Origin of the sequence: Mycobacterium sp. PO1 (assembly GCF_017312405.1) — a bacterium.
Classification (GTDB): domain Bacteria; phylum Actinomycetota; class Actinomycetes; order Mycobacteriales; family Mycobacteriaceae; genus Mycobacterium.
The window spans coordinates 44,633-70,708 of sequence record NZ_BLTG01000012.1 but is presented as its reverse complement, the minus strand read 5'-3'; the positions used below and the strand labels follow the sequence as shown (position 1 = coordinate 70,708).

The following is a 26,076-nucleotide window of genomic DNA, read 5'->3' as shown; positions in this document are numbered from 1 at the left end:
GATCGTCCACCAGTGAGAGTCAGCCCTTGGAGATGTTGTTGTTGGTCCCGGTGTCGTTGACCGTCGGCTCACCCTGCTGATACGTCACGGTGTTGTTCAATCCGACCACGGTCAGCTCGTTGTCGACCCGCTCGAAGGTCACTTTGTTGTCCGCTCCGCCGATGTTGACGTTGGCGCATGCGCCGCTGACCGTCAGCGTGTTGTTGGACCCGCCGATGTTCAGCGACTTGCCCTCGCCGCAGTCGAGATCGGCGGTGGTGCCGAACGACCCGTAGTTGATCGTGTTGCCGATCTCCACCTGGGCGCCCGAGGTGCCCGCTGTCACCGTCGGGCTACCGTCCTGGTCGCCCGAGCCGCACCCGGTCAGGGCCAGCGCGGCCACGGCTGTGACGATCCCGGCGCCGATCCTGCGACGCATGTCAGGCCGGCACCTGGTTGATCCGGTTGGTCATGCCGAGCTCGCGGCCCCGGTCCCACACGATGGGTGCGCCGTTCTTGTAGAGCACGGTCTGATCCCACCCGTAGACGGTGATGTCGTTGATCACGTTGTCGGCGACGATGACGTTGGACGAGCCCTGCACCGTCACGGCCCAGCAGGTGCCGAGCGCGTTGATCTGGTTGGCGGTGCCGTTGACGTGCAGCGTGCCGTTGTTGCAGTCCAAGGTCTGCACGACACCTTGTCCGGTGATGTGGGTGTCGCCGTTGATGGCGTGCGCGGCCGGCGCCCCGCCCAGCAGGACGGCCGACGCCGTCACCATGCCGGCCGTCAGTGCCCGACCCACGATCCTGGCAGCCGTTGTTGTCACGGTGCACCCCTTTGCTCGTCCGCGTGCGGCCCCGACAGCCACCGAAAGCTTACGATGCCGGTCGCCATCGGCGACGCCGTTCCCGGGTTCGGTCCTTGCGCTGATACGGGTCGCCCGCGGCGGCGGTGCTCGGTAGCGTGAGCGGCGATGCGCCGAGGTGTCCCACAGATTTCTCTCGCCGCGGTCACCGTGACAGCGACCGTGGTCGCGTGCTCGCAGACCGTGACCGGAACGGCCCAGCGCGCCGAATCCGAGGCGGTCGACGCCACTCGCAGCTACGGATACGTCGACGACCGGTGCGGACTGCTCGACGACAGCTCGGTGCAGGAGACGCTCGGCGCGGCCGAGGTGACCCGGCCTTACAGCGGTGCCGTGTGCCAGTACATCCTGGCGCGGCGGTCCGGGTCGGGTTCGTCGACGACGATCGACGTCACGTTCTCCTGGTTCGAGACCGGCGAACTCGAGCGGGAACGTCGGCTCGCCGAGGCCCGCGGCGCCGTCATCACCGAGTTCGACGTCGAACGCCACAAAGCCTTCTCCGCGCGCCGCGACACCACCGGCGCCGCGTGCTCGGTCACCGCGGCCGCCGGCACCGGCGTGCTCAGCTGGTGGGTGCAGATGCGCGGGCAGAGAACCGGGGATCCGTGCGCGGAGGCGCAGAAATTGATGGCCGCGACGCTGCAGTCGGACCTCTGACATGCGCGGCGCGCGCGTCGCGGCCCGGCTCGCCGCATCGGCGGGGGCGGCGGTGATGCTGGCCGGCTGCGGCGGGGCCCCGGCACCCGATCAGCAGGCCTCCGGCGTCGAGCCCGGGCCCGGGTTCGACAGTGCGGACTGCAATGGCGTCACGACGGCCGACATCGAGCGGGTGGTCGGGTCGAACCTGTTCAAGCAGGCGGTGATCGGCGACGCCGGCTGTTTCTGGCAGGAGAACACCATGATCGGCAGCGTCGGGGCCGGGATGGGGATCTCGACCTGGTGGTACCGGGGCAGCGACATGGCGACCGAACGCGAACTCGAGGGGCTGGCGGGCCGGGAAGTCACCGAGCTGGCGATGGAGGGTAACGACGGGTTCATGGCCTTCGACGACACGGCGTGCAGCATCTACGTGGCCAAGGGCGACGACGTCATCACCTGGTCGATCCAGACGATGAACTCGGCCACGCTGCCCGATCTGTGCGGGATCGTCGACGAGCTCGCCCAGCTCAGCCAGGACCGGGTGAACTGAGCGCCGGAGCAGGCCGGTTGCGGAGAGCAGCTAGAGTTTCTCGCTGACCCGGCTGCTTCCGCGGCCGGTCAGGCACCGACCAGGGGGATGAAAATGGCAGCTCGGCCGCCGCGATCGGCGAGGCTGAGCCGCGACTCCATCGTCAACGCGGCCCTGACGTTCCTCGACCGCGAAGGCTGGGACGCGCTGACGATCAACGCGCTGGCCAATCAGCTGGGCACCAAGGGCCCGTCGCTGTACAACCACGTGCACAGCCTCGACGACCTGCGCCGCACGGTGCGGATGCGCGTGGTCGGCGACATCATCGACATGCTCACCACGGTGGGCCAGGGCCGCACTCCCGACGACGCGGTGACGGTCATGGCCAGCGCCTATCGCAGCTACGCCCACCACCACCCGGGCCGGTACTCGGCGTTCACCCGCATGCCGTTGGGCGGTGACGACCCCGAGTTCACCGAGGCCACCCATGCCGCAGCCGCCCCGGTCATCGCGGTGCTGTCGTCCTACGGCCTCGACGACGAGGCCGCGTTCTACGCCGCGCTGGAGTTCTGGTCCGCGATGCACGGGTTCGTGCTCCTGGAGATGACCGGGGTGATGAACGGCATCGACACCGATGTCGTATTCACCGACATGGTGATGAGATTGGCCGCGGGTATGCGGTCGCGGTGATAGGTCTGCGAGCAGGAGCCGCAGGTCAGCGGGTTTTGTCGAGGTCGGCGGCCCTGGTATTGTGGACCGTCGTGCCTGGCAGACAAGGCGCGTTGTGGTTCTCGCATGTCGGGGATTCGGCAAGCTTGCCTACACGCCGGGCCAATTTGCATGTCTGCGCCGTGGGTGCCTTGGAAATTACTCCGAGAACACGCGGCGGCCGCATGCGACACGCCCGGAAGCGGGGTAGCGCAACCGGGTGAAACCGCAGTACGACAGAACTTAAAAGCAATTTCGAGCACGACCGTCACACGACGAGGAACACAGAAAGCCGGTACATGCCAACCATCAACCAGCTGGTCCGCAAGGGTCGCCACGACAAGGTCGCCAAGGTCAAGACCGCGGCTCTGAAGGGCAGCCCGCAGCGTCGCGGCGTGTGCACCCGCGTGTACACGACCACCCCCAAGAAGCCGAACTCCGCGCTTCGCAAGGTTGCGCGCGTGCGTCTGACCAGTGCGGTCGAGGTCACCGCCTACATCCCGGGCGAAGGGCACAACCTGCAGGAGCACTCGATGGTGCTCGTGCGCGGCGGTCGTGTGAAGGACCTGCCCGGTGTGCGCTACAAGATCATCCGCGGGTCGCTGGACACCCAGGGCGTCAAGAACCGTAAGCAAGCCCGCAGCCGTTACGGCGCGAAGAAGGAGAAGAGCTGATGCCGCGCAAGGGACCCGCGCCCAAGCGTCCGTTGGTCAACGACCCCGTCTACGGGTCGCAGCTGGTCACCCAGCTGGTGAACAAGGTGCTGCTGGACGGGAAGAAATCGCTGGCCGAGCGCATTGTCTATGGTGCGCTCGAACAGGCCCGCGACAAGACCGGCACCGATCCGGTCGTCACCCTCAAGCGCGCGCTGGACAACGTCAAGCCCGCCCTCGAGGTGCGCAGCCGCCGCGTCGGCGGCGCGACCTACCAGGTGCCGGTGGAGGTCCGTCCGGACCGTTCGGTGACCCTGGCGCTGCGTTGGCTGGTGAGCTTCTCCAAGGCCCGCCGCGAGAAGACCATGGTCGAGCGCCTGGCGAACGAGATCCTCGACGCCAGCAACGGCCTGGGTGCCGCCGTCAAGCGACGCGAGGACACCCACAAGATGGCCGAGGCCAACCGCGCCTTCGCGCACTACCGCTGGTGATTTCAGCGCCGGCGTAGCGAAGAGGCTGCGGACGGCGGCACGACACACCTAACTAGAAGCGAAAGAGTGGGAATTTAGCCGTGGCACAGAAGGACGTGCTGACCGACCTCACGAAGGTCCGCAACATCGGCATCATGGCGCACATCGATGCCGGCAAGACGACGACGACCGAGCGCATCCTCTTCTACACCGGCATCAGCTACAAGATCGGTGAAGTGCACGACGGTGCCGCCGTCATGGACTGGATGGAGCAGGAGCAGGAGCGTGGTATCACCATCACCTCCGCTGCGACGACCTGTTTTTGGGGCGACAACCAGATCAACATCATCGACACCCCCGGCCACGTCGACTTCACCGTCGAGGTGGAGCGGTCGCTGCGCGTGCTCGACGGCGCAGTGGCGGTGTTCGACGGCAAAGAGGGTGTCGAGCCGCAGTCCGAGCAGGTGTGGCGCCAGGCCGACAAGTACGACGTTCCCCGCATCTGCTTCGTCAACAAGATGGACAAGCTGGGCGCCGACTTCTACTTCTCGGTGCGCACCATGGAAGAGCGCCTCGGCGCCAACGTGATTCCGATCCAGCTGCCGATCGGCGCCGAGGGCGACTTCTCCGGCGTCGTCGACCTGGTGGAGATGAACGCCAAGGTGTGGAGCGCCGAAGCCAAGCTCGGCGAGAAGTACGACACCGTCGAGATCCCTGCCGACATGGCCGAGAAGGCCGAGGAGTACCGCACCAAGCTGCTCGAGGCGGTCGCCGAGACCGACGAGGCGCTGCTGGAGAAGTACGTCGGCGGCGAGGAGCTGTCGATCGACGAGGTCAAGGGCGCGATCCGCAAACTGACGATCACCTCCGAGGCCTACCCGGTGCTGTGCGGCAGCGCGTTCAAGAACAAGGGCGTGCAGCCCATGCTCGACGCGGTCATCGACTACCTGCCGTCGCCGCTGGATGTGCCGCCGGCCGAGGGGCACGCCCCCGGCAAGGAAGACGAGCTGCTGACCCGCAACCCGAACACCGACGAGCCGTTCTCGGGCCTGGCGTTCAAGGTGGCGACGCACCCGTTCTTCGGCAAGCTGACCTACGTGCGCGTGTACTCGGGCACCGTCGAGTCGGGCAGCCAGGTCATCAACGCGACCAAGGGCAAGAAGGAGCGGCTGGGCAAGCTGTTCCAGATGCACTCCAACAAGGAGAACCCCGTCGAGCGCGCGTCCGCCGGGCACATCTACGCCGTCATCGGACTCAAGGACACCACCACCGGTGACACCCTGAGCGACCCGAACGAGCAGATCGTGCTCGAGTCGATGACGTTCCCGGACCCGGTCATCGAGGTCGCCATCGAGCCCAAGACCAAGAGCGACCAGGAGAAGCTGGGCACCGCGATCCAGAAGCTCGCCGAAGAGGATCCCACCTTCAAGGTGCACCTGGACCAGGAGACCGGCCAGACCGTCATCGGCGGCATGGGCGAGCTGCACCTGGACATCCTGGTGGACCGCATGAAGCGCGAGTTCAAGGTCGAGGCCAACGTCGGCAAGCCGCAGGTGGCCTACCGCGAGACCATCCGCCGCAAGGTGGAGAAGGTCGAGTTCACCCACAAGAAGCAGACGGGTGGCTCGGGTCAGTTCGCGAAGGTGCTCATCGACCTCGAACCGTTCACCGGCGAGGACGGTGCGACCTACGAGTTCGAGAACAAGGTCACCGGTGGCCGCATCCCGCGTGAGTACATCCCGTCGGTGGACGCCGGCGCCCAGGACGCCATGCAGTACGGCGTGCTGGCCGGCTATCCGCTGGTGAACATCAAGGTGACGCTGCTCGACGGCGCCTTCCACGAGGTCGACTCGTCGGAAATGGCGTTCAAGGTGGCCGGCTCGCAGGTGTTGAAGAAGGCCGCGCAGGCTGCGCAGCCCGTCATCCTCGAGCCCATCATGGCCGTCGAGGTCACGACGCCCGAGGACTACATGGGCGACGTGATCGGCGACCTGAACTCCCGCCGTGGTCAGATCCAGGCCATGGAAGAGCGCAGCGGTGCGCGCGTCGTCAAGGCGCAGGTTCCGCTGTCGGAGATGTTCGGCTACGTCGGCGACCTGCGGTCGCGGACCCAGGGCCGGGCGAACTACTCCATGGTGTTCGACTCGTACGCCGAGGTTCCGGCGAACGTGGCGAAGGAGATCATCGCGAAGGCGACGGGTCAGTGAGCATCGAGGCGCGCCAGCGCCGAGGAGCGGAGCTGATCCGGAGTCGAGCAATCGGCACGGCGAAGGCGACGGGTCAGTAAGCTGACCCGCCGCCCTGGCGGGACCGCACAACTGCAAAAATTTCGGTAGAACGACGATCAACCCTGCTTTAACCAGAAGCACCAACAAGTCCAGGAGGACACAGAAGTGGCGAAGGCGAAGTTCGAGCGGACGAAGCCGCACGTCAACATCGGGACCATCGGTCACGTTGACCACGGCAAGACCACGCTGACTGCAGCAATCACCAAGGTTCTGCACGACAAATTCCCCGAGTTGAACGAGTCGCGCGCATTCGACCAGATCGACAATGCGCCCGAGGAGCGTCAGCGCGGTATCACGATCAACATCTCCCACGTGGAGTACCAGACCGACAAGCGTCACTACGCACACGTCGACGCCCCCGGTCACGCTGACTACATCAAGAACATGATCACCGGTGCCGCCCAGATGGACGGCGCGATCCTTGTGGTCGCCGCCACGGACGGCCCGATGCCGCAGACCCGCGAGCACGTGCTGCTCGCCCGTCAGGTCGGTGTGCCCTACATCCTGGTCGCACTGAACAAGTCCGACGCCGTCGACGACGAGGAGCTCATCGAGCTCGTCGAGATGGAGGTCCGCGAACTGCTGGCCGCCCAGGACTTCGACGAGGACGCCCCGGTCGTGCGCGTCTCGGCGCTCAAGGCGCTCGAGGGCGACGAGAAGTGGGTCAAGTCGGTCGAGGAGCTCATGGAGGCCGTCGACGCGTCCATCCCGGACCCGGTCCGCGAGACCGACAAGCCGTTCCTGATGCCCGTCGAGGACGTCTTCACCATCACCGGCCGCGGCACCGTGGTCACCGGTCGTGTGGAGCGCGGCGTGGTCAACGTGAACGAGGAAGTCGAGATCGTCGGCATCCGTCCCGGCACCACCAAGACCACGGTCACCGGTGTCGAGATGTTCCGCAAGCTGCTCGACCAGGGCCAGGCCGGCGACAACGTCGGTCTGCTGCTGCGCGGCATCAAGCGTGAGGACGTCGAGCGCGGCCAGGTCGTGACCAAGCCGGGCACCACCACCCCGCACACCGACTTCGAGGGCCAGGTCTACATCCTGTCCAAGGACGAGGGTGGCCGTCATACGCCGTTCTTCAACAACTACCGTCCGCAGTTCTACTTCCGCACCACCGACGTGACCGGTGTGGTGACGCTGCCGGAGGGCACCGAGATGGTGATGCCGGGTGACAACACCGACATCTCCGTCAAGCTGATCCAGCCCGTCGCCATGGACGAGGGCCTGCGCTTCGCGATCCGCGAGGGCGGCCGCACCGTCGGCGCCGGCCGGGTCACGAAGATCATCAAGTAGGCCTGCCTACGGGATCATCAAGTGATCTAGGCACCTGCCAACGAAAGTGGCGCTCACCCCAACGGGTGGGCGCCACTTTTGTCTGTCCGGGAGATCTCGTCTCTCTCCGCGAGTGCGCGTGTCAGGACCGCGACGCGCCGGGCCAGGCGGGCATTCTCCGCAAGCTCGGTCGCTGCGACGGTGCGTGTAACGCCCCTGCTGGGACCGGCGATGTACTGGTCAACGGCTGTCGAGGGGTCGGCCGGGTCTCTTTGTCACGAGGGTTGGGTTCACACAACTGATGCGTATCTCGAAAACGGCGGCGGTCGCGGCTGCCGCCATCACCAGCGGGGCGGCCGCCGTCGGCCTGACGACGGGCGTCGCCTCCGCGCAACCGCAATGCCCCGACGTCCACTGGATCGGGGCAGCCGGATCCGGTGAGCGGGCCGGGGACCTGACCGCCGACGGCGGCATGGGCCGGGTCATCCACAAGTCCTACCGGGATTTCGCGCAGCTGGTCGCCCAGGACGGGCGCACCGTCACCGGGGAAGCGGTCCAGTACCCGGCCACCGCGGTTCCCGAAGACGGCGGGATTCTGGACTGGGCGAACTTCATGAGCAGTGTCGACACCGGCGCCGAGGCGCTGGGCCAGCAGTACGCGACGTTCGTCGCGCAGTGCCCCACCAGCCAGGTCGTGCTCGCCGGCTACTCGCAGGGCGCGATGGTCGTGCACCGCAATCTGCATGCGCTGGACGCCAGCCCGAACCTCGCGGCGGCCCTGTTGGTCGCCGACGGTGATCGCCTGCCCCAGGATCCGACGATCAACCTCGGTTCGGTGACGTCGGTCCCGGGCGCCGGCAAGGGCGTCGCTCAGGACTGGCCGATCCTGGCTCACGCTCCGGCGCCGCTGCCGGTGACGATGGGCAGCCGCACGATCAGCGTCTGCGACCTCGGTGACGCGGTGTGTGACTACGATCCGGACGCCGAGGACGAGATGAACCCGGCGGCGGTCGCGGTGCACACCAGCTATGCGCGGTCGGCGACGGACTCCTGGACGTTGCCGCTGTACCAGATCGTGGACGCCACTCCCGGATCGGTGGTGCCGGTGGATCCGCCGGCCGGCCAGATCGTGGCCAGCGCCGGGTCCTGAGTCGGGCCTCAAGCTGCGGCGGCGCGTCCCGTCTGCGGTCATAATGCTGAAGCATGTCCACCTTCTGGCGGTATGTGCGGATTCAGCTGTTCGTGCTGCTGTGCGGGATCGTCGGGCCGATCTTCCTGGCGGCGTACTTTCTGCTCGGCGCTGATCCGACGCTGAAGTGGATGTTCTGGACGGGCCTCGGAATCACTGCCGCCGACGTGCTGATCGCGCTGGCGATCACCGGCTACGGCGCGAAAGCCGCCGCCCGGACCGAGGCCCTGGAAGCCTCGGGGGTGCTGGCGCTGGCCCAGGTCACCGGCATCCATGAGACCAACACCCGGATCAACGACAACCCGCTGGTGAAGCTCGACCTGCACGTGTCCGGACCCGGGTTCACGGCGTTCGCCACCCAGGACCAGGTGATCGCCTCGGTGGGCCGGCTTCCGATGATCACCAACCGTAAGTTGGTCGCACTGGTCGATCCCGCGACCCACGAGTATCGGATCGACTGGGAGCGCAGCGCTCTGGTCAGCGGGATGATGCCCGCGACATTCAGCGTCTCCGAAGACAACCGCACCTATGACCTGACCGGCCAGGTCGAACCGCTGATGGAGATCCTGCAGGTGCTCAAGGCGCACCGCATCGACCTCGACAACATGATCGACATCCGGTCGAATCCTGCTGCTCGCCAACACGTCCAGGAGATCGTGCGGCGCGCCGCGGCGGTGATGCCGCCGCCGGTCGTCGCGTCGGCACCGTTCAGCGGCCCGGCCGAGCCCACCACGGGTCAGCGGCTGCAGGAGCTGGAGACGTTGCGGGCCACCGGGTCGATCACCGAGGACGAGTACCGGATCAAGCGCGAGCAGATCATCGCGGAGCTGTGACCGACGGGTTTCTGGAACACGTTCTAGTTGTGGTGTTAGCCTGAGCCTCGTCGGGCGCGAGCGTGCGATGGTGCACGTCGTAGGACGGCGTGTCGGCCTGCAGACCCGCGCGCTCGCGGAGAAGAGAGGACATACCCGTGGCAGCTGCTGGGGCGCCCCTGGAGGGGCGGGTCGCGTTGGTCACCGGCGCGGCGCGCGGACAGGGGCGGGCGCACGCTGTCCGGCTCGCCAACGACGGCGCCGACGTGATCGCGGTCGACGTGTGCGCGCCGGTGTCGGACACCGTGACCTACCCGATGCCGACGCCCGACGATCTCGCCGAAACGGTGCGTCTGGTCGAGGACGCCGGACGCAAGGCGATCGGCCGTCAGCTCGACATCCGGGATCTGGCCGCCCAGCAACAGGTCGTCGCCGACGCCATGGAGCAGTTCGGTCGCCTGGACATCGTGGTGGCCAACGCCGGGGTGCTCAGCTGGGGCCGCATCTGGGAGATGTCCGAAGAGCAGTGGGACACCGTCATCGACGTCAACCTCAACGGCACCTGGCGCACGATCCGAGCGGCCGTGCCCGCCATGATCGAAGCCGGCAACGGCGGATCGATCATCATCGTCAGCTCGTCGGCCGGCACCAAGGCGACCCCGGGCAACGCCCACTATTCGGCGTCCAAGCACGGTCTGGTCGCGCTGACCAACGCGCTGGCGATCGAAGCGGGGGAGTTCGGTATCAGGGTGAACTCGATCCACCCGTACTCGATCGACACGCCGATGGTCGAGCCGGAGGCGATGATGGAGATCTTCAGCAAGTATCCCGCATTCCTGCACAGCTTCTCGCCGATGCCGTACAAACCCGTTGCGCACGAGGGCAAGCCAGGGCTGCAGGAGTTCATGACACCGGAAGAGGTGTCCGACGTGGTGGCCTGGCTGGCCGGCGACGGATCGGCCACGATCTCCGGGTCGCAGATCGCCGTCGACAGGGGCACGGCGAAGTACTAGTGGCCCAGCACCTCGGCCAACCGGTCGACGGCCCAGTCGATCTCGTCGGCGGTGATCACCAACGGCGGAGCGAAGCGCAGCGTGGGCCCGTGGGTGTCCTTGACGAGGACCCCGCGCTCGGCGAGGCGGAGGCTGACCTGCTTCCCGCTGCCCAGCGCCGGGTCGATGTCGACGCCGGCCCACAACCCCTTCCCGCGGACGTCGATGACCCCTCGACCCGTCAGGCGCTGGAGCCGGTCATGCAGGCGCGCACCGAGTTCGGCTGAGCGGCGCTGGAATTCGCCGCGCCGCAGCATGTCGACGACGGTGGTGCCGATGGCCGCGGCGAGCGGGTTTCCGCCGAAGGTCGAGCCGTGTTCGCCCGGGTGCAACACCCCGAGGACCTGCTCGTCGGCGACCACTGCCGACAGGGGCACCACCCCGCCGCCGAGTGCCTTGCCGAGCAGGTACACGTCGGGCACCACCGACCAGTGGTCGCAGGCGAAGGTGCGACCCGTGCGAGCCAGGCCGGACTGGATCTCGTCGGCGATCATCAGCACGTTGTGCTGGGTGCACAACCGGCGCACCCGAGGTAGGTAGTCGTCGGGCGGCACGACGATGCCCGCCTCGCCCTGGATGGGTTCGAGCAGCACGGCGACGGTGTCATCATCGATGGCGTCGGCCAGCACGTCGGCATCACCGAACTCAACGCTGCGGAATCCGGGGGTGTACGGTCCGAACCCGCGGCGCGCCGTGTCGTCGTCGGAGAAGCTGATGATGGTCGTGGTCCGGCCGTGAAAATTGTTGCGCGCCACGATGATCGTGCCCTGCCCGGCGGGCACGCCCTTGGCATCGGCACCCCATTTGCGGGCGACCTTGATGGCGCTCTCGACCGCCTCGGCGCCGCTGTTCATCGGTAGCACCATGTCCTTGCCGCACAGCTGGGCCAGCGCGGCGCAGAACGGTGCCAGGCGATCGCTGTGGAACGCACGACTGACCAGGGTCAGCGCGTCGAGCTGGGCATGGGCGGCGGCGATCACCTCCGGGTTGCGGTGACCGAAATTCACCGCGGAGTACGCGGCGAGGCAGTCGAGGTACCGCCGCCCCTCGACGTCGGTGACCCAGGCGCCCAGCGCGCTGGTTGCGACCACCGGCAGCGGCGCGTAGTTGTGCGCGACGTGGCGGCGGTCGAGGGCGATCGTGTCCTCGGTGCGCGTGCTCATGCTGCCCAGCATCGTCACGGGTGGACTTCCAGCGTGCAGCATTTCACCGATCCGCCACCTTTGAGCAGCTCGGACAGTTCCACGCCGACGGGGCGGAAGCCCAGCACCCGAAGTTGCTCGGCGAAACCGGTGGCGGCGGCGGGCAACACGACGTTCAGGCCGTCGGAGACGACGTTGAGCCCCAGTACGAAGGCATCGGCGCTGCAGACCTCGATCGCATCGGGGAACAGTTCGGTCAACACCGACCGCGAGTGTGCCGCGAACGCCGGCGGGTAGTAGGCGATCGTGGCGTCGTCGAGCACTGCGAGCGCGGTGTCGAGGTGATAGAACCGCGGGTCGACGAGCTCGAGGCTGACGACGGGAAGCCCGGTGTGAGCGGCGATTTCGTCGTGCGCTCGACGATCGGTTCGGAATCCGTGCCCGGCGAGGATCGTCGCCCCGACGACCAGCAGGTCGCCCTGGCCCTCATTGACGTGGCGGGTGTACGCCGGGGCGTAGCCGGCTGCTGCCATCCAATCGCGGTGGGCAGGAGCTTCCCCCGCCCGTCCGTCGTAGGCGAAGCGGGCCACCACGGCCCGACCGTTGACGATCACGCCGCCGTTGGCGGCGTAGACCATGTCCGGTAGTCCGCACACGGGTTCGAGCAGGTCGACGGTGTGGCCGAGCGTGAGATAGACCTGCCGCAGCGTGTCCCATTGCTGCGCAGCGAGTGCAACGTCGACGGGTGCGGACGGGTCCATCCACGGATTGATCACATATTCGACGGCGAAGAAAGTCGGCGGCGCCATCACATAGCGGCGCGGACGGGCGGAGCGACGGTCGGTGTCGACCGCGGAGGATGCCTCAGCGGTCCGGGCGGCCCCGGCGTCGGTGGTGGCGTCGGTCAACGTCATGATCAAACGGTATGGCCTGGTCGCGACGCAAACAATCGAATAGTGTTGCGGACAGAGCGGTCATTTGTTGCGTGATTTCGTTGTTGACGGCAATTCGTTGTGTGAGGTGGCCATGGAGCGTCTCGACGAGACGGACGAGCGCATCCTGGTCGAGCTCGCCGACCACGCCCGGGCGACGTTCGCCGAGATCGGGCAGCGGGTGAACCTGTCGGCACCCGCGGTCAAGCGGCGGGTCGACCGCATGCTCGACGCCGGCGTGATCCGCGGCTTCACCACGATCGTCGACCGCAACGCGCTCGGCTGGACCACCGAGGCCTACGTCCAGGTCTACTGCCAAGGCACCATTGCGCCCGACGAACTGCGCGCGGCCTGGCGCGACATCCCCGAGGTGGTCAGTGCCGCGACGGTCACCGGCACGTCGGACGCCATACTGCGCGTGCTGGCCCGCGACATGCGGCACCTGGAGGAAGCGCTCGAGCGGATCCGGGCCAGTGCGAGCATCGAGCGCAGCGAGAGCATCGTCGTGTTGTCCAACCTGATCGACCGGGCGCCGGGCTGAGGGGTGTCTCCTCCGGCACAACCTGTGGGGTGGCACACATCGCTTCGCTGCCATCGTGTAAAACCACCACGTGACCACATCAGAGGGACAGAGTGGCTCAGGCGGCGTGGTGATCGTCGGCGGTGGGCTCGCGGCTGCGCGGACGGCTGAACAGCTGCGGCGCGCGGAGTATGCCGGAGCGATCACGATCGTCAGTGACGAGAACCACCTGCCGTACGATCGGCCGCCGCTGTCGAAGGAAGTGTTGCGCGCCGAGACCGACGACGTCACCCTCAAGCCGGCGGAGTTCTACGCCGACAACAACATCACCGTGTTGCTCGGTAACGGGGCGAGGTCGGTGGACACCGTGGCCAAGTCGTTGACCCTGGCCGATGGCGCCACGCTGGGTTATGACGAGCTGGTGATCGCGACGGGCCTGGTGCCCAAGCGCATTCCATCCTTCCCGGATCTGCCCGGCATCCATGTGCTGCGCTCCCTCGATGAGAGCCGCGCGCTGCGCAGCGAGGCACGCGACGCCACCCGGGCGGTGGTGGTCGGCGCCGGGTTCATCGGCTGCGAGGTCGCCGCGAGCCTGCGCGCGCTCGACGTGAGCGTGACTCTGGTCGAGCCGCAGCCCGCCCCGCTTGCCTCGGTGCTCGGCGAGCAGATCGGTGGGCTGATCACCCGGCTGCACCAGGCGGAGGGCGTCGACGTCCGCTGCGGCGTGGGCGTCGCCGAGGTCAGCGGTGACGACCGCGTCCGCAAGGTCGCTCTCAGCGACGGCTCCGAGCTCGACGCCGATCTGGTCATCGTCGGGATCGGCTCGAAACCGGCCACCGACTGGCTGGAAGACAGCGGTATCACGATCGACAACGGCGTGGTCTGCGACGAGGTCGGCCGCACGACGGCGCCACACGTCTGGGCCATCGGCGACGTCGCGTCCTGGCTCGACGTGGTGGCCGGCCAAGTGCGCGTGGAGCATTGGAGCAACGTCGCCGACCAGGCCCGGGCGATGGTGCCGGCCATGCTCGGTCACGAGGCCTCGGCGGCGGTCACCGTCCCCTATTTCTGGAGCGACCAGTACGACGTCAAGATCCAGTGCCTCGGTGAACCGGAAGCCACCGACACGGTGCACATCGTCGAGGACGACGGCCGCAAGTTCCTGGCGTACTACGAGCGTGACGGCGTCGTGGTCGGTGTCGTGGGCGGCGGTATGCCCGGCAAGGTGATGAAGACGCGCGCGAAGATCGCCGCAGGTGTGCCGATCGGCGACGTCCTCGGCTGAGGGTTCTTCGGCGTGGTCGAGTCTGACCCGCCGGTGCTGGGAGCGAGATCGACGTGGAGGCTGTGCAAACTAGCCTGCCGGCGCCGAATCGCGGCCATGGTGTCGATCTCGCCCCGAGCACGGGCGATCGGTCACAGCTCGCCGAGGTAGAAGCGAGTTCCCTGGTCGTCGGTGCACAGTGCCGACTTGCCATAGGGCTGCACTGAGGGCCCCTCGATCACCGTCCCCCCGGCCTGACGCACGCGGCCGACCGCGGCGTCGATGTCCTCGACGGTCCACATGGGCACTACGGCTGCTGTCTCGTTGCCGCCGGCCACTCCCGCCATCGGATGGGTCGGCGTCACCTGCCAACCGTCGTCGATGCGGCCGGGTTCGAAGGTCCAGAACAGCACCCGGCTGTAGAACGCTTTGAAGGAAGCCGAATCCGGGACCTGATAGGTGAGATAGGACAGTTCGCCGGGGCCTGTTCCGTTCAATGCCGGACGGGGTTCACCGGTGTGAGGCTGGAAGACGGCGAACTCGAGTCCCTGCGGATCGGTCGCGTCGAGAACCGTGCCGAACGCGAACTCGCGCTCATCGCCCACTGCGCCGCCGCCGGCGACGATGCCGTCGCGTGCGCCGGCGAGGTCGGCCACTGCATAGCAGCAGTACAGGGTGCTCCGGTCCGGGACAGAGGACAGGGCGATGTGCTGGTCGGTGTTCGTGACCAGCTGGGTGGCCGGGTCGTAGCTCCACCCGAGCACGTGGCCGTAGAACGACGCCGCCCGCCCGGCGTCCGGAGTCCACACCGACACGAAACCCACGTCGCCGTGCTGGATGGGCGCCGCGGCGCCGGTGACCGGCCCGGTCAGCATCCAGCGGTGTCCGAAGGGGTCGACGATCGTGGCGTTCCGGCCGCCGTGCGCCTCGTACGGTTCGCGCTGGACGTCGGCGCCCTTCTCCCGAGCCAGTTCGAGCGCAACGTCGGTGTCGGGCACCGCGAGCATCAAGCTGACCGAGACCTCCTGTGGCCGTGGCGCTTTGAGTCCGATCTCGGGATATTCGTCGGCCAGGTACAGCACGCCCCCGGACAGCGCCAGTTCGGCGTGCCCGATGCGGCCGTCGTCCATCTCGACCGGGTCGCCGATCAGCGCGGCGCCGAGGGCCTGCTGGTACCAGGTGAGGGCGGCGCGGGCGTCGGCGACTGCCAGGTAGGGGACCGCGGCGGGCCGCGGGGTGGATGTGGCGGCGGGCCGCGGAATGGATGTGGCGGCGGGCCGCGGGGTGGATGTGGCGGCGGGCCGCGGAGTGGATGTGGTGAGGTCGGCGAGCGCCGTGTCGGTTCCGCTCATGATCACTCCTTCGGTTCGGTCTGGTTGCTGCTCGAAGAGGCTCGCGGCGGCCTCGAGCCTGGCGCGCAGCCGGGTGGCAAATCCGGGGTCGGGGGAGACCGGAAGGTCGCCGTCGCTCAGCACATCCAGTGGATCGTCGTTCACGGCATTCCTCCTTCCAGCGTGGGGTACTGCGCTCGGAAGGCGCGACGTGCCCGCACGAGCAACGCCTCGGTGGCGTGCACGGTGCGCCCGATCAGCTCGGCGCACTCCGGCACCGAGCAGTCGTCCATGTAGCGCAGTGCCAGCACCGTGCGGTGGTGCTCGGGCAGCTGCGAGAGGACCTGCTCGGCGACGAGGCGGTCCACTTCGGTGTCCCATGGGTCGGTCGGGTCATGTTCGGGTGGTTCGGCGACCGGAACCGTGAATCGGTCGTGGCGCCTGCGGTAGTGGTCGGCCAGTTTGTGCCGCGCCACTCCGATGAGCCACGGCACCGAGATCGACGGCGGATGGGGCTTGCGGGCGGCGTCCATCGCCGCCAGGAAGGTCTCCGACGTCAGGTCCTCGGCCGTTCCGCGGTCACTGCAGCGCCTCACGAAGTACCCGTAGACGACCGGTAGGGCCTCGTCGTAGAGCGTCAGCAGTGCGCGCGGACCGTGGTCATCCGGTTCGGCGCTCACACCTCCATCGTCGCGCCCGGGGGAGGAACTCCGACGCCCTGATCGACAACAATTTCCGGTTGGGCGCGGGTGGGGCGAGCGCGCGCTGCGGGTACGCCCACGTGTCGGTGTGCAGACGCTCGCCCTTGCGCAAGGAAGGGGAGGAGGGGAGCGGGCTTCGTCTCGCCCGCCTCAGGTCACAGGCCGGCGGCGAGGGTGTCGAAGGCGTTGCCGAGAGCGGCCGACAACGCCACCGCCTCGTCGGCCAGCCAGTTCTCGTAGGCCGCCAGCGCGACACCGAGCATCGTCCACGCCACGGTCTGAGGGGCCAGATCGGCTGCCGAACAGTTGAGCCGGGCCGCCACGAATGCGGCCACCACGGCCCGCCATCCGGCGTACATCGTCATCGAATACGCCTGCAGCGCTTCGGTTTGCAGAATCAACCGCATGCGCTCGCGGTGCCGGTCGGTGTCGTCGAACTCGTTGAATGCCAACAGCGCGGTGCGCAGCGCGTCGCGCATCGGCACGCTGGGCTCGAGCGCGTCGAGCAGGGCGCGCATGTGGTCGAGGTGGGCGTCGAAGTCACCCCACGGCAGCGCATTCTTCGACGGGTAATAGCGGAACAGTGTGCGACGGCCGATTCCGGCCGCGGCGGCCACGTCGTCGACGCTGACCTCGTCGAAACCACGGGCCATGAACAGGTCGATCGCCACGTCGCTGATGTGCTCCCAGCTCGTGGATCGCCGTCGGCCCACACGCGCCTTGGCAGCGGGCATCGCACACCACCCTTCCGTTTAGGCACCCGATGCCATATTATTGCGACCTGCATCACAAAGTCGAGCAGAAAGGCGGGAATCGATGGATCAGAATCAGCAGCACGAGGCCGACGAGCTGGTGGCCGAGAGCCTGGTCGAGGAAGTGTCGATCGACGGGATGTGCGGGGTCTACTGAGCGTGAGCGCGCCGATCGTGAACACCGAAACCTCGAAGGGTTCGTTCGACCCGGACCGACGTTGGCGGTTGCACCCGCAGGTGGCCGTCCGGCCCGAGCCGTTCGGCGCGTTGCTCTATCACTTCGGGACCCGCAAGCTCTCGTTCCTGAAGAACCGGACGATCGTCGAGGTGGTCAACCTGCTGGCTGATCACCCCGACGTTCGCTCCGCCTGCCGGGCCGCCGGGGTCGATGACTACGCGCAGGCCCCCTACCTGCACGCGCTGGGCGTGTTGGCCCAGTCGAAAATGCTTGTTGCGGAAGAGGATCAATGACTGTCACTGCACCGGTACCCCGTCTGGTCGACCAGTTCGAAAGGGGCTTGGACGCTCCGATCTGCCTGACCTGGGAGCTGACCTACGCCTGCAACCTGTCGTGCGTGCACTGTCTGTCCTCGTCGGGCAAGCGTGACCCCCGCGAGTTGTCCACCCGGCAATGCAAGGACATCATCGACGAGCTCGAACGCATGCAGGTGTTCTACGTCAACATCGGCGGCGGCGAACCGACCGTGCGATCGGACTTCTGGGAGCTCGTCGACTACGCCACCGAGCACCATGTCGGCGTCAAATTCTCCACCAACGGCGTGCGGATCACCCCCGAGGTGGCCGCCAAGCTGGCCGCCAGTGACTACGTGGACGTGCAGATCTCACTCGACGGCGCGACGGCCGAGGTCAACGACGCGGTCCGCGGCCCCGGCTCGTTCGCGATGGCCGTGCGGGCCCTGGAGAACCTGCGCGACGCCGGGTTCGGCGACGCGAAGATCTCGGTCGTGGTGACCCGCCACAACGTCGACCAGCTCGACGATTTCAAGGAGCTGGCCGACCGGTACGGCGCCACGCTGCGGATCACCCGGTTGCGCCCCTCGGGCCGCGGCGCCGACGTGTGGGACGAGCTGCATCCCACGCCGGCTCAGCAGGTGCAGCTCTACGACTGGTTGGTCGCCCATGGTGAAGGCGTGCTGACCGGCGACTCGTTCTTCCACCTGTCCGGATTGGGCGAGCCCGGCGCGCTGGCCGGGCTGAACCTGTGCGGGGCGGGCCGCGTGGTGTGCCTGATCGACCCGGTGGGCGACGTGTATGCCTGCCCGTTCGCCATCCACGAGAATTTTCTTGCCGGAAACATTCTGTCCGACAACGGCTTCCAGAACATCTGGCAGAACTCCGAGTTGTTCCGCGACCTGCGTGAGCCGCAGTCCGCCGGCGCGTGCGGTAGTTGCGGGCACTACGACAGTTGCCGGGGTGGGTGCATGGCGGCCAAGTTCTTCACCGGGCTGCCGATGGACGGTCCCGACCCCGAATGCGTCCAGGGCTACGGTGAGCCTGCGCTCGCCCGTGAGCGCGACAAGCCCAAGTCCAGCGTCGACCATTCCCGCTCGGGCGGTCGCAAGGCCTCCGGGCCGGTTCCGCTGACACTGCTCAGCGCGCCCCCGAAGAAGTTCTGCAACGAAAGCCCTGTGTAGTTCGGAGTTCCTCATGGCACGTGATACCTGGTTCGAGACTGTCGCCATCGCTCAGCAGCGGGCGAAGAAACGCCTCCCGAAGTCGGCCTACTCGTCGCTGATCTCGGCGTCGGAGAAGGGCGTGACGGTTTCCGACAACGTCGAATCGTTCGGTGAACTCGGCTTCGCGCCGCATGTCATCGGAGCGACCGAGAAGCGCGACATGGCGACGACGGTGATGGGGCAGGACATTTCGCTTCCGGTCATCATCTCGCCGACGGGCGTGCAGGCGGTGCACCCCGAGGGCGAGGTCGCCGTCGCGCGGGCCGCCGCGGCGCGTGGGACGGCGATGGGGCTGTCCTCGTTCGCGAGCAAGCCCATGGAAGAGGTCGTCGCGGTCAACGACAAGATCTTCTTCCAGATCTACTGGCTGGGCGGCCGCGACGAGATCCTGGCCCGGATGGAGCGCGCCCGGGCGGCCGGGGCCAAGGGCCTGATCCTGACCACCGACTGGAGTTTCGCGCACGGCCGGGACTGGGGCAGTCCGAAGATCCCCGAGCGCATGGATCTCAAGACGATGATCAAGATGTCCCCGGAGGTGATCACCAAGCCGGGCTGGCTGTGGAGCTTCGGAAAGCACCTGCGTCCGCCGGATCTGCGCGTGCCCAACCAGGGCAGGCCGGGCGAGGCCGGTCCCACGTTCTTCGAGGCGTACGGACAGTGGATGGGCACACCGCCACCTACCTGGGAAGATGTCGCCTGGTTACGCGAACAGTGGGGCGGTCCGTTCCTGCTCAAAGGCACGGTCAGGGTCGACGACGCGAAACGGGCTGTGGACGCGGGCGTTTCGGCGATCACCGTGTCCAACCACGGCGGGAACAACATCGACGGAACTCCGGCGGCCATTCGCTGTCTTCCGGCGATCGCCGAGGCGGTCGGAGACCAGGTCGAGGTTTTGCTGGACGGTGGCGTCCGCCGCGGGAGCGATGTCGTCAAGGCCGTTGCTCTGGGCGCCCGCGCGGTGATGATCGGCAGGGCGTATCTGTGGGGCCTGGCGGCCAACGGTCAGGCCGGCGTCGAAAACGTTCTGGACATCATGCGGGGTGGCATCGACTCCGCGCTGATGGGGCTCGGTAAGTCATCGATCCATGAATTGAATCCCGACGACGTGCTGGTCCCGGACGGCTTCACCCGCACCCTGGGTGTCTGATACAGACGGGGCGCAGGAGACGGGCGTTAACCCCGGACCGCCGGCGGGGATCGCCAGCGCGAAATCCGGTAGTCCTCATGCGGCAACATCCGGCGCACAGCAGGTGAATTCGGCCTACCATCGTCGCGTGGCTTTCCCCAACGAGCTTGGGATCTCAACGTCGAGGCAGCTGCAGAACACAACGTCGACGCAGAGGCCCGGGCTCATCGTCCCCGTCGGTTCCACCGAGCAGCACGGTCCGCATCTGCCGTTGGACACCGACACCCGGATCGCGGCAGCGGTGTCGGACGTGCTCGCTGCCCGGTTGCAGGCCTACGAGGATTCCAGCTGGCTGGTCGCGCCGGCCGTCGCGTACGGCGCCAGTGGTGAGCACGAGGGCTTTTCCGGCACCGTTTCCATCGGCACACCGGCACTGGCGAAACTGGTCGTGGAATTCGCCCGTTCTGCGTGCCGCTGGGCCGGCCGCCTGGTGTTCGTCAACGGGCACGGTGGCAATGTCGCGGCGCTGCGGGACGCGGCCGCTCTGCTGCGCCACGAGGGCCGCGACGCCGCGTGGTGTCCATGTGCGGCCCGCGATTCCGACGCCCATGCCGGCCATACCGAAACTTCTGTATTGCTACATATTTCGCCGGAGGTCGTCAGGCAAGATGAACTGGTGCCCGGCAACCGGGCCCCGCTGACCGATCTGATGCCGGCGATGCGCCGTGGCGGAGTCGCCGCCGTCAGTTCGCTGGGGGTGCTCGGGGACCCGACCACAGCGACGGCCGAAGACGGGGGGCGGATCTTTGCTGAGATGGTTGACGGCTGCGTCGAACGGGTTCGTCGATGGACGCCCGACCGCGAGGGGATGCTGAGATGACCGGGCCGCGGCTTCCCGACGGATTCGCCGTCCAGGTGGACCGGCGGGTCCGGGTGCTCGGCGAAGGTGCCGCGCTGCTCGGAGGTTCGCCGACCCGGCTGCTTCGGCTCGCGCCGGCCGCCCAGACCATGCTCAACGGCGGCCGGTTGGAGGTCCACGACGCGCTCAGCGCGCATCTCGCCCGGACCCTGCTGGACGCCACCGTCGCGCACCCGCGCCCGTTGAGCGGCCCCTCGCATCGCGATGTCACGGTCGTTGTCCCGGTGCGCGACAACCCTTCTGGGCTGCTCCGCCTGGTTTCGGCGCTGCGTGGGTTGCGGGTCGTCGTCGTGGACGACGGGTCGGTGACACCGGTCGCCGAGGCCGACTTCAGCGGTATGCACTGCGATGTCCGGGTGATACGGCATCCCCGGAGCAAGGGGCCGGCCGCTGCCCGCAACACGGGTCTGGCCGCGTGTGGCACCGACTTCGTCGCGTTCCTGGACTCCGACGTGGTCCCACGCCGCGGCTGGCTCGAGGCCCTGCTCGGGCACTTCTGCGACCCCGCCGTGGCCCTGGTGGCGCCGCGGATCGTTGCGCTACATCCCTCCGAGAGCGTGGTCGCCCGCTACGAGGCGGTGCGGTCCTCTCTGGACCTCGGTCTGCGGGAGGCCCCGGTCGTCCCGTTCGGCACGGTGTCCTACGTGCCCAGTGCCGCGATCATCTGCCGGCGGTCCGCGCTGCTCGATGTGGGGGGCTTCGACGAGTCGATGAACTCCGGTGAGGATGTCGACCTGTGCTGGCGCCTGAACGAGGCGGGGGCCCGCCTGCGCTACGAGCCGATCGCGACCGTGGCTCACGACCATCGCACCGAACTGCGAAAGTGGTTCGTCCGCAAATCCTTCTACGGCGGGTCCGCGGCGCCGTTGGCGATCCGGCATCCCGGTAAGACCGCTCCGCTGGTGATCTCGGGGTGGACGCTGGTGGTGTGGATGCTGGTCGCCCTCGGCTCGGGGATCGGCTACCTCGCCTCGGTGGCCGTTGCCGTGATCACCGGTCAGCGCATCGCGAAGTCGCTGTCCAGCGTGCCCACCGAGCCCATCGAGGTCGCGGCTGTGGCGGCGCAGGGACTGTGGTCGGCAGCGTTGCAACTGTCCTCGGCGATCTGCCGACATTACTGGCCGGTGGCGCTGATCGCCGCCGTGCTGTCGCGACGTTGCCGGCGCGTGGTGCTCGTCGCCGCGGTCCTGGATGGGGTGTTCGACTGGGTCACCCGCAACGGCAACGCCGACGAAGACACCAAGCGGGTGGGGCTGGTGACCTACATCCTGCTCAAACGACTCGACGACATCGCCTACGGTCTGGGGCTCTGGAGCGGGGTGGTGCGGGAACGCCACGCCGGAGCCCTCAAGCCCCAGATCCGGACCTGACCCATCACCAGCGACGATCTCCAGGGAAGCCACGGCAGCCGCGGCAGCGACGTCCTGATCGTCGGCGCGGGCAGCGCGGGATCGGTGCTGGCCGAGCGGCTTTCCGCAGACGAACGGTGCCGGGTCACGGTGATCGAGGCCGGTCCCGGTCCCCATGACCCGCGGGTCGGGACACAGATCACCGACGGTCTGCGGTTGCCGATCGGAGCGGCGAGCTCCGTGGTGCAGCGGTTCAGCACCGCGCTGACCGATCATCCGGTCCGGCATGCGCAGATCATGCGTGGCGCGGTGGTGGGCGGATCCGGTGCGGTCAACGGTGGGTACTTCTGCCGCGCGCTGCCCCCCGACATCGAGTCCTGGGACCTCGACGGCTGGCGCTGGGCCGATGTCCTGCCGCACTTCAAGGCGATCGAGAGCGACCTCGACTTCCCGGGTGAGCCGCACGGCTCGACAGGGCCCATCACCGTGCGTCGTGTCGCCGAATTCAACGGTTGCACAGCATCGTTCGTGACGGCCTGCGGTAAAGCGGGTTACCCGTGGGTGGCGGATCTGAACGGCTCGTCACCTGAGCATCCGCTGTTCGCCGGGGTCGGCGCGGTTCCGCTGAACATCGAGCGCGGCACCCGTGTGGGACCCGGTGGAGCCTTCCTGCAGCCTGCCCTCGACCGGCCCAACCTGACGCTGCGGACCGACACCCGCGCACGCACGATCCGACTGCGTGACGGCCGCGCCGTGGCGGTCGACTGCGTCGGCCCGGACGGGGCGGTCACTCTGTCTGCCGATCGCATCGTCGTCTCGGCCGGCGCCATCGCCTCGGCGCATCTGTTGATGTTTTCGGGAATCGGACCGCAGGAGGTCCTGCGCGCTGCGGGGGTGCCTGTCACCGTCGACCTGCCCGTCGGTGTCGACACCGTCGACCACCCGGAGTGGGTGCTGCCGGTGAGCTGGCCGCCGACGCAGGGGCGGCCGCCTCTGGAGGCGGTGCTGAGCACCGCCGATGGTATCGAGATACGCCCGTACACAGTCGGTTTCGGTGCAATGATGTCAGGTCGGCGGGACGACCCGACAGGCCGGCCGCATCTCGGGGTCACCTTGATGCGGCCACAGTCTCGGGGGCGCATCACGCTCGTCTCGGACGATCCGATGTCGGCGCCGGTCATCGAGCACCGCTACGACGGCTCGGCCGCCGACGTCGAATCGCTGCGGCGTGGCACCGAACTGGCCCGCGAGATCGCTGGCGCCACAGCGCAAGAGCAGGCTTTCTGGGCGACGTCGCAACACCTGTGCGGTTCGGCGCGCATGGGCCGGGACGGTGACGAGACCGCCGTCGTCGACCGCCGGTGCCGCGTGCGGGGTATCCAAGGACTGTGGGTGATCGACGGTTCCGTGCTGCCGCGCATCCCGAGTCGTGGTCCGCACGCGACGATCGTGATGATCGGACACCGGGCCGCCGAATTCGTCAGCTGAACACAGCGAGCGCCTCGGCCAGGACTGTGGCGGCGACCACGCCGTCGATGACCGGAACGCCCAGACGTCGGGACAGCGACGTGGCGAAGGGCGCCATCGCGGCGCAGCCCAGCACGATCGCCCGGCTGGAGTCTTCGGCCAGCGCCCGCTCGCACAGGTCGCCGATCGGGTTGATCGAGGCGGGGTCCGAGTCGATCTGCAGCACCGGGATGTCGCACGCGTGCACCCCGGCGCACTGGTGCGGGGTGTACGACTTGGCCAACTGCCACGCCCGCGACGTGGTCGACGACATCGACGTGACGACCGAGAATGTCCCCGCGGTCAGCGCGGCGGCGTGCATGGCGGCCTGCGCGATGCCGAGTACCGGGACATCCAGCATCGCGCGCGCTTCCTCGAGGCCGGGGTCGCCGAAGCAGGCCACCACACACACGTGCGGTCTGAGGTGAGCAGGCCGTCGCTGGGACTGCTGGAGCAGATCGAGAAGTCCTGGAACGCAACGCTGTTCGTCCTGCTCGGTCTCGATGCTCGGCGGCCCGGCGGCGGGGTTGACGGCCTCGACGACGGTTTCGGGCCGGGCCACCGCGGACGCGCTGGCTGCGATGGCGGCCGTCATCGAGGCGGTGGAGTTCGGGTTGACCAGCAGCAGGTGCACGCCTGCCGAGCTTACGGTCCGGTGCCAGTCTGCGCTGAACTCGCCGGACCGGACGCGCGGTGAGCCCCCCGGCGGCGCATACGCCGGATGAAGCCGGCCTGGCGGCCGTCCCGCCCGGGCGACCACACCGCGACGAACGCCGCGGCGGCGGCGATCACCACCGCCATGACGAGCAGCGCCCGGTCCATCGATTGCATGAAGGCGTCGAGGGCGAGCGTGGCCAGTTGCTCGCCCTGCGGACCCATCAGCTCCGAGGCGCGCAGCGCCGACGCCAGCGAGTCGGTTGCGCTGTCGCGGATCTCGGCGGGAAACGGACTCAGATGCGGCGTCAGCGCTCCGTGATACACCGCGGCCAGGATCGACCCGGCCACCGCGATGCCGACTGCAGCGCCGATCTCACGGGTGGCGTCGTTGACCGCCGATGCGACGCCCTGCTTCTCGTCGGGCACGGCGCCCATGATCGCCGACGTCGTCGGCGCCGTGCAGATGCCGATTCCGCAGGCCATGACCAGCAGCGGCCAGGCCAGGTCGAGGAACGTGGCGTCCGCGGTCAGAAAGCGCATCAGGAACAGCCCCCCGGCCAGCAGCAGCAGACCGATCGAGGCGCAGCCCCGCAACCCGAGTCGCGGAAGGTAGAGATGCACGGTGGCACTGAGAATCAGCACCGGCAGGGCGAGCGGCGCCAGCGCGAAGGCGGTCTGCAGCGGGGTGTAATCCATGACCAGCTGCATGAACTGCATGACGATGTAGAAGAAGCCGAAGTTGGCGAAGAACAGGAACGTGATGCCGACCGCGCCGGTGGCGAAATCTGCTCTGGCGAACAGTCGGACGTCGAGCAGGGGGTGGTGGCGGCGGAGTTCGACGAGTGCGAACCCACCGCCCAGGACGACGCCGGCGGCGAGACACCCCAACACCAGCGGATCGCCCCACCCCCGAACAGGTGCCTCGACCACACCGAGGACGAAGACGGCGATGGCCAGTCCGATCAGCGAGGCCCCCAGCCAGTCGATGGGGGTGGCGGATTCATCGCGCGACGAACCGATGGTGCCGGTCAGGATCAGCATCACCAGGGCTGCTCCGGCGAGGGCGTAGAAGATCGACTGCCATCCGAAGAACTCCAGCAGGACCCCGGTGCCCAGGAACCCGATGATGGCTCCCGAGCCGGCCACCCCGGCCCAGATTCCGACCGCTTTGCTGCGCTCGGACTTCGGGAACGCCGCCGTGAGCAGCGACAGCGTGGCGGGCATGATGAACGCCGCCCCGACACCGGCCGCGGCGCGCGCGACGATGATCTGGGTCGGGCTGTCCAGCAGGGTGGGAGCCAGCGAGGCGACCAGGAAGACAGCTATCCCCACCAGCAGCGCGCCGCGGCGGCCGTAGCGGTCCCCGACGGCGCCGGCGGGCAGGAGCAGGCACGCCAGTGCCAGGGTGTAACCGTCGACGATCCAGGTGAGTTGTGACTGGCTGGCCGAGGTCTGTACGGCAATGTCCGGCAACGCGGCGTTCAGCGCCACCATGGACGAGATGACCAGCAGGACATCCATGCTGGCGACGGCCAGCAACCAGATTCGTGCGCGGGACGACAGCCCGTCCGCGGCCGCGCCGAGGTTCGGGGTGGACCGTGTCGAGGTTTCGGCCACGTCATTTCCTTCTCGGCGGAGGTACTTTGAGACCTCAGGTCTCGAAAGGTGAAACGAGACTAACAGTCTTGTACCGAGACTGACAGTCTCGAAGAGGTTCCCG

28 protein-coding genes are annotated in these 26,076 nt (G+C 67.9%); 19 read left to right on the top strand and 9 right to left on the bottom strand.

The window, feature by feature from the left end:
- Positions 1 to 19: 19 nt before the first annotated feature.
- Together J3476_RS05290 and J3476_RS05285 are read right to left on the bottom strand one after the other, a co-directional pair.
- A complete protein-coding gene (locus J3476_RS05290; protein WP_207065461.1) occupies positions 20 to 418 on the bottom strand; it encodes a DUF3060 domain-containing protein in 399 nt (132 codons plus the stop codon).
- 1 nt (position 419) lies between these two features.
- Positions 420 to 758, bottom strand: a complete 339-nt coding sequence (locus J3476_RS05285; protein ID WP_207065468.1) for a DUF3060 domain-containing protein — start codon at positions 756 to 758, stop codon at positions 420 to 422.
- 195 nt (positions 759 to 953) lie between these two features.
- Between J3476_RS05285 and J3476_RS05280 the strand changes: the two genes are divergently transcribed.
- From J3476_RS05280 to J3476_RS05235, 10 genes are all read left to right on the top strand, one after another.
- Positions 954 to 1,502 (top strand): DUF3558 domain-containing protein, encoded by a 549-nt coding sequence (locus J3476_RS05280; RefSeq protein ID WP_207065460.1) that lies wholly within the window; start codon positions 954 to 956, stop codon positions 1,500 to 1,502.
- Between the two features lies 1 nt (position 1,503).
- Entirely contained in the window at positions 1,504 to 2,034 is a 531-nt protein-coding gene (locus J3476_RS05275; RefSeq protein ID WP_207065459.1) for a DUF3558 domain-containing protein, read from the top strand.
- Between the two features lie 93 nt (positions 2,035 to 2,127).
- On the top strand, positions 2,128 to 2,703 hold the full coding sequence (locus J3476_RS05270; protein ID WP_207065458.1) for a TetR/AcrR family transcriptional regulator: 576 nt from the start codon (positions 2,128 to 2,130) through the stop codon (positions 2,701 to 2,703).
- A gap of 317 nt (positions 2,704 to 3,020) precedes the next feature.
- Positions 3,021 to 3,395: a 30S ribosomal protein S12 gene (gene rpsL / locus J3476_RS05265; protein ID WP_152515674.1), complete on the top strand. Its 375-nt coding sequence runs from the start codon at positions 3,021 to 3,023 to the stop codon at positions 3,393 to 3,395.
- Positions 3,395 to 3,865, top strand: a complete 471-nt coding sequence (gene rpsG, locus J3476_RS05260) for a 30S ribosomal protein S7 (RefSeq protein WP_011558402.1) — start codon at positions 3,395 to 3,397, stop codon at positions 3,863 to 3,865. The genes rpsL and rpsG overlap by 1 nt, the downstream gene beginning before the upstream one ends.
- 80 nt (positions 3,866 to 3,945) lie before the next feature.
- Positions 3,946 to 6,051, top strand: a complete 2,106-nt coding sequence (fusA, locus tag J3476_RS05255) for an elongation factor G (RefSeq protein ID WP_207065457.1) — start codon at positions 3,946 to 3,948, stop codon at positions 6,049 to 6,051.
- Between the two features lie 186 nt (positions 6,052 to 6,237).
- Positions 6,238 to 7,428, top strand: coding sequence for an elongation factor Tu (gene tuf / locus J3476_RS05250; protein ID WP_152515676.1), 1,191 nt, complete (start codon positions 6,238 to 6,240; stop codon positions 7,426 to 7,428).
- Between the two features lie 280 nt (positions 7,429 to 7,708).
- Complete coding sequence (locus J3476_RS05245; RefSeq protein WP_207065456.1) at positions 7,709 to 8,557, top strand: cutinase family protein; 849 nt, start codon at positions 7,709 to 7,711, stop codon at positions 8,555 to 8,557.
- A gap of 53 nt (positions 8,558 to 8,610) precedes the next feature.
- On the top strand, positions 8,611 to 9,429 hold the full coding sequence (locus J3476_RS05240; protein ID WP_207065455.1) for an SHOCT domain-containing protein: 819 nt from the start codon (positions 8,611 to 8,613) through the stop codon (positions 9,427 to 9,429).
- A 131-nt stretch (positions 9,430 to 9,560) separates the two neighbouring features.
- Positions 9,561 to 10,421 carry a mycofactocin-coupled SDR family oxidoreductase gene (locus J3476_RS05235; protein ID WP_286182624.1) on the top strand — a complete coding sequence of 287 codons (861 nt, stop codon included), beginning with the start codon at positions 9,561 to 9,563 and terminating at the stop codon, positions 10,419 to 10,421.
- Here J3476_RS05235 and rocD read toward each other — a convergent pair.
- Positions 10,418 to 11,623 carry an ornithine--oxo-acid transaminase gene (gene rocD / locus J3476_RS05230; protein WP_373889024.1) on the bottom strand — a complete coding sequence of 402 codons (1,206 nt, stop codon included), beginning with the start codon at positions 11,621 to 11,623 and terminating at the stop codon, positions 10,418 to 10,420. The two genes, J3476_RS05235 and rocD, sit on opposite strands and share 4 nt — an antisense overlap.
- Positions 11,624 to 11,637: 14 nt before the next feature.
- Positions 11,638 to 12,516 (bottom strand): dimethylargininase, encoded by an 879-nt coding sequence (gene ddaH, locus J3476_RS05225; protein ID WP_207065452.1) that lies wholly within the window; start codon positions 12,514 to 12,516, stop codon positions 11,638 to 11,640.
- A gap of 112 nt (positions 12,517 to 12,628) precedes the next feature.
- Here ddaH and J3476_RS05220 point away from each other — a divergent pair, with 112 nt between their 5' ends.
- Positions 12,629 to 13,075 carry an Lrp/AsnC family transcriptional regulator gene (locus J3476_RS05220; protein ID WP_207065451.1) on the top strand — a complete coding sequence of 149 codons (447 nt, stop codon included), beginning with the start codon at positions 12,629 to 12,631 and terminating at the stop codon, positions 13,073 to 13,075.
- 70 nt (positions 13,076 to 13,145) lie between these two features.
- Positions 13,146 to 14,339 carry an NAD(P)/FAD-dependent oxidoreductase gene (locus J3476_RS05215; protein WP_207065450.1) on the top strand — a complete coding sequence of 398 codons (1,194 nt, stop codon included), beginning with the start codon at positions 13,146 to 13,148 and terminating at the stop codon, positions 14,337 to 14,339.
- Positions 14,340 to 14,470: 131 nt separating this feature from the next.
- Here the strand turns inward: J3476_RS05215 and J3476_RS05210 are convergent, their stop codons facing one another.
- The 3 genes from J3476_RS05210 to mftR all read right to left on the bottom strand — a co-directional run bounded on the left by J3476_RS05210 (position 14,471) and on the right by mftR (position 17,084).
- Positions 14,471 to 15,814 carry a VOC family protein gene (locus J3476_RS05210; protein ID WP_207065449.1) on the bottom strand — a complete coding sequence of 448 codons (1,344 nt, stop codon included), beginning with the start codon at positions 15,812 to 15,814 and terminating at the stop codon, positions 14,471 to 14,473.
- On the bottom strand, positions 15,811 to 16,329 hold the full coding sequence (locus J3476_RS05205; RefSeq protein ID WP_207065448.1) for an RNA polymerase sigma factor: 519 nt from the start codon (positions 16,327 to 16,329) through the stop codon (positions 15,811 to 15,813). The genes J3476_RS05210 and J3476_RS05205 overlap by 4 nt, the downstream gene beginning before the upstream one ends.
- Positions 16,330 to 16,505: 176 nt before the next feature.
- The gene (gene mftR, locus J3476_RS05200; RefSeq protein ID WP_207065447.1) at positions 16,506 to 17,084 is read right to left on the bottom strand and encodes a mycofactocin system transcriptional regulator; all 579 of its coding nucleotides are present in this window, start codon (positions 17,082 to 17,084) and stop codon (positions 16,506 to 16,508) included.
- Positions 17,085 to 17,166: 82 nt separating this feature from the next.
- Here mftR and mftA point away from each other — a divergent pair, with 82 nt between their 5' ends.
- The 7 genes from mftA to mftG all read left to right on the top strand — a co-directional run bounded on the left by mftA (position 17,167) and on the right by mftG (position 23,681).
- The gene (mftA, locus tag J3476_RS05195; protein WP_207065446.1) at positions 17,167 to 17,259 is read left to right on the top strand and encodes a mycofactocin precursor MftA; all 93 of its coding nucleotides are present in this window, start codon (positions 17,167 to 17,169) and stop codon (positions 17,257 to 17,259) included.
- A 2-nt stretch (positions 17,260 to 17,261) separates the two neighbouring features.
- Positions 17,262 to 17,573, top strand: a complete 312-nt coding sequence (gene mftB / locus J3476_RS05190) for a mycofactocin biosynthesis chaperone MftB (protein ID WP_373889023.1) — start codon at positions 17,262 to 17,264, stop codon at positions 17,571 to 17,573.
- Positions 17,570 to 18,757: a mycofactocin radical SAM maturase gene (gene mftC / locus J3476_RS05185; protein WP_207065444.1), complete on the top strand. Its 1,188-nt coding sequence runs from the start codon at positions 17,570 to 17,572 to the stop codon at positions 18,755 to 18,757. The genes mftB and mftC overlap by 4 nt, the downstream gene beginning before the upstream one ends.
- Before the next feature lie 13 nt (positions 18,758 to 18,770).
- On the top strand, positions 18,771 to 19,946 hold the full coding sequence (gene mftD / locus J3476_RS05180; protein ID WP_207065443.1) for a pre-mycofactocin synthase MftD: 1,176 nt from the start codon (positions 18,771 to 18,773) through the stop codon (positions 19,944 to 19,946).
- A 103-nt stretch (positions 19,947 to 20,049) separates the two neighbouring features.
- On the top strand, positions 20,050 to 20,805 hold the full coding sequence (mftE, locus tag J3476_RS05175) for a mycofactocin biosynthesis peptidyl-dipeptidase MftE (protein ID WP_207065442.1): 756 nt from the start codon (positions 20,050 to 20,052) through the stop codon (positions 20,803 to 20,805).
- Complete coding sequence (gene mftF, locus J3476_RS05170) at positions 20,802 to 22,214, top strand: mycofactocin biosynthesis glycosyltransferase MftF (RefSeq protein WP_207065441.1); 1,413 nt, start codon at positions 20,802 to 20,804, stop codon at positions 22,212 to 22,214. Before mftE ends, mftF begins: the two co-directional genes overlap by 4 nt.
- 3 nt (positions 22,215 to 22,217) lie before the next feature.
- Positions 22,218 to 23,681, top strand: coding sequence for a mycofactocin system GMC family oxidoreductase MftG (gene mftG, locus J3476_RS05165; protein WP_207065467.1), 1,464 nt, complete (start codon positions 22,218 to 22,220; stop codon positions 23,679 to 23,681).
- On the opposite strand, the gene J3476_RS05160 is transcribed toward mftG, so the two are convergent.
- Both J3476_RS05160 and J3476_RS05155 read right to left on the bottom strand, forming a co-directional pair.
- On the bottom strand, positions 23,674 to 24,333 hold the full coding sequence (locus tag J3476_RS05160; protein WP_207065440.1) for an aspartate/glutamate racemase family protein: 660 nt from the start codon (positions 24,331 to 24,333) through the stop codon (positions 23,674 to 23,676). The genes mftG and J3476_RS05160 overlap by 8 nt on opposite strands.
- Before the next feature lie 11 nt (positions 24,334 to 24,344).
- Positions 24,345 to 25,973 carry an MFS transporter gene (locus J3476_RS05155; RefSeq protein ID WP_286182619.1) on the bottom strand — a complete coding sequence of 543 codons (1,629 nt, stop codon included), beginning with the start codon at positions 25,971 to 25,973 and terminating at the stop codon, positions 24,345 to 24,347.
- Positions 25,974 to 26,076: the final 103 nt, after the last annotated feature.

Coding starts and splice junctions, on each gene's coding strand:
- mftC (WP_207065444.1), top strand. CDS start 17,570: ATGACTGTCACTGCACCGGTACCCCGTCTGGTCGACCAGTTCGAAAGG.
- J3476_RS05240 (WP_207065455.1), top strand. CDS start 8,611: ATGTCCACCTTCTGGCGGTATGTGCGGATTCAGCTGTTCGTGCTGCTG.
- rpsG (WP_011558402.1), top strand. CDS start 3,395: ATGCCGCGCAAGGGACCCGCGCCCAAGCGTCCGTTGGTCAACGACCCC.
- mftD (WP_207065443.1), top strand. CDS start 18,771: ATGGCACGTGATACCTGGTTCGAGACTGTCGCCATCGCTCAGCAGCGG.
- J3476_RS05275 (WP_207065459.1), top strand. CDS start 1,504: ATGCGCGGCGCGCGCGTCGCGGCCCGGCTCGCCGCATCGGCGGGGGCG.
- J3476_RS05220 (WP_207065451.1), top strand. CDS start 12,629: ATGGAGCGTCTCGACGAGACGGACGAGCGCATCCTGGTCGAGCTCGCC.
- rpsL (WP_152515674.1), top strand. CDS start 3,021: ATGCCAACCATCAACCAGCTGGTCCGCAAGGGTCGCCACGACAAGGTC.
- mftF (WP_207065441.1), top strand. CDS start 20,802: ATGACCGGGCCGCGGCTTCCCGACGGATTCGCCGTCCAGGTGGACCGG.
- J3476_RS05270 (WP_207065458.1), top strand. CDS start 2,128: ATGGCAGCTCGGCCGCCGCGATCGGCGAGGCTGAGCCGCGACTCCATC.
- rocD (WP_373889024.1), bottom strand. CDS start 11,623: ATGAGCACGCGCACCGAGGACACGATCGCCCTCGACCGCCGCCACGTC.
- J3476_RS05280 (WP_207065460.1), top strand. CDS start 954: ATGCGCCGAGGTGTCCCACAGATTTCTCTCGCCGCGGTCACCGTGACA.
- J3476_RS05285 (WP_207065468.1), bottom strand. CDS start 758: ATGGTGACGGCGTCGGCCGTCCTGCTGGGCGGGGCGCCGGCCGCGCAC.
- mftA (WP_207065446.1), top strand. CDS start 17,167: ATGGATCAGAATCAGCAGCACGAGGCCGACGAGCTGGTGGCCGAGAGC.
- ddaH (WP_207065452.1), bottom strand. CDS start 12,516: ATGACGTTGACCGACGCCACCACCGACGCCGGGGCCGCCCGGACCGCT.
- J3476_RS05245 (WP_207065456.1), top strand. CDS start 7,709: ATGCGTATCTCGAAAACGGCGGCGGTCGCGGCTGCCGCCATCACCAGC.
- J3476_RS05290 (WP_207065461.1), bottom strand. CDS start 418: ATGCGTCGCAGGATCGGCGCCGGGATCGTCACAGCCGTGGCCGCGCTG.
- mftR (WP_207065447.1), bottom strand. CDS start 17,084: ATGCCCGCTGCCAAGGCGCGTGTGGGCCGACGGCGATCCACGAGCTGG.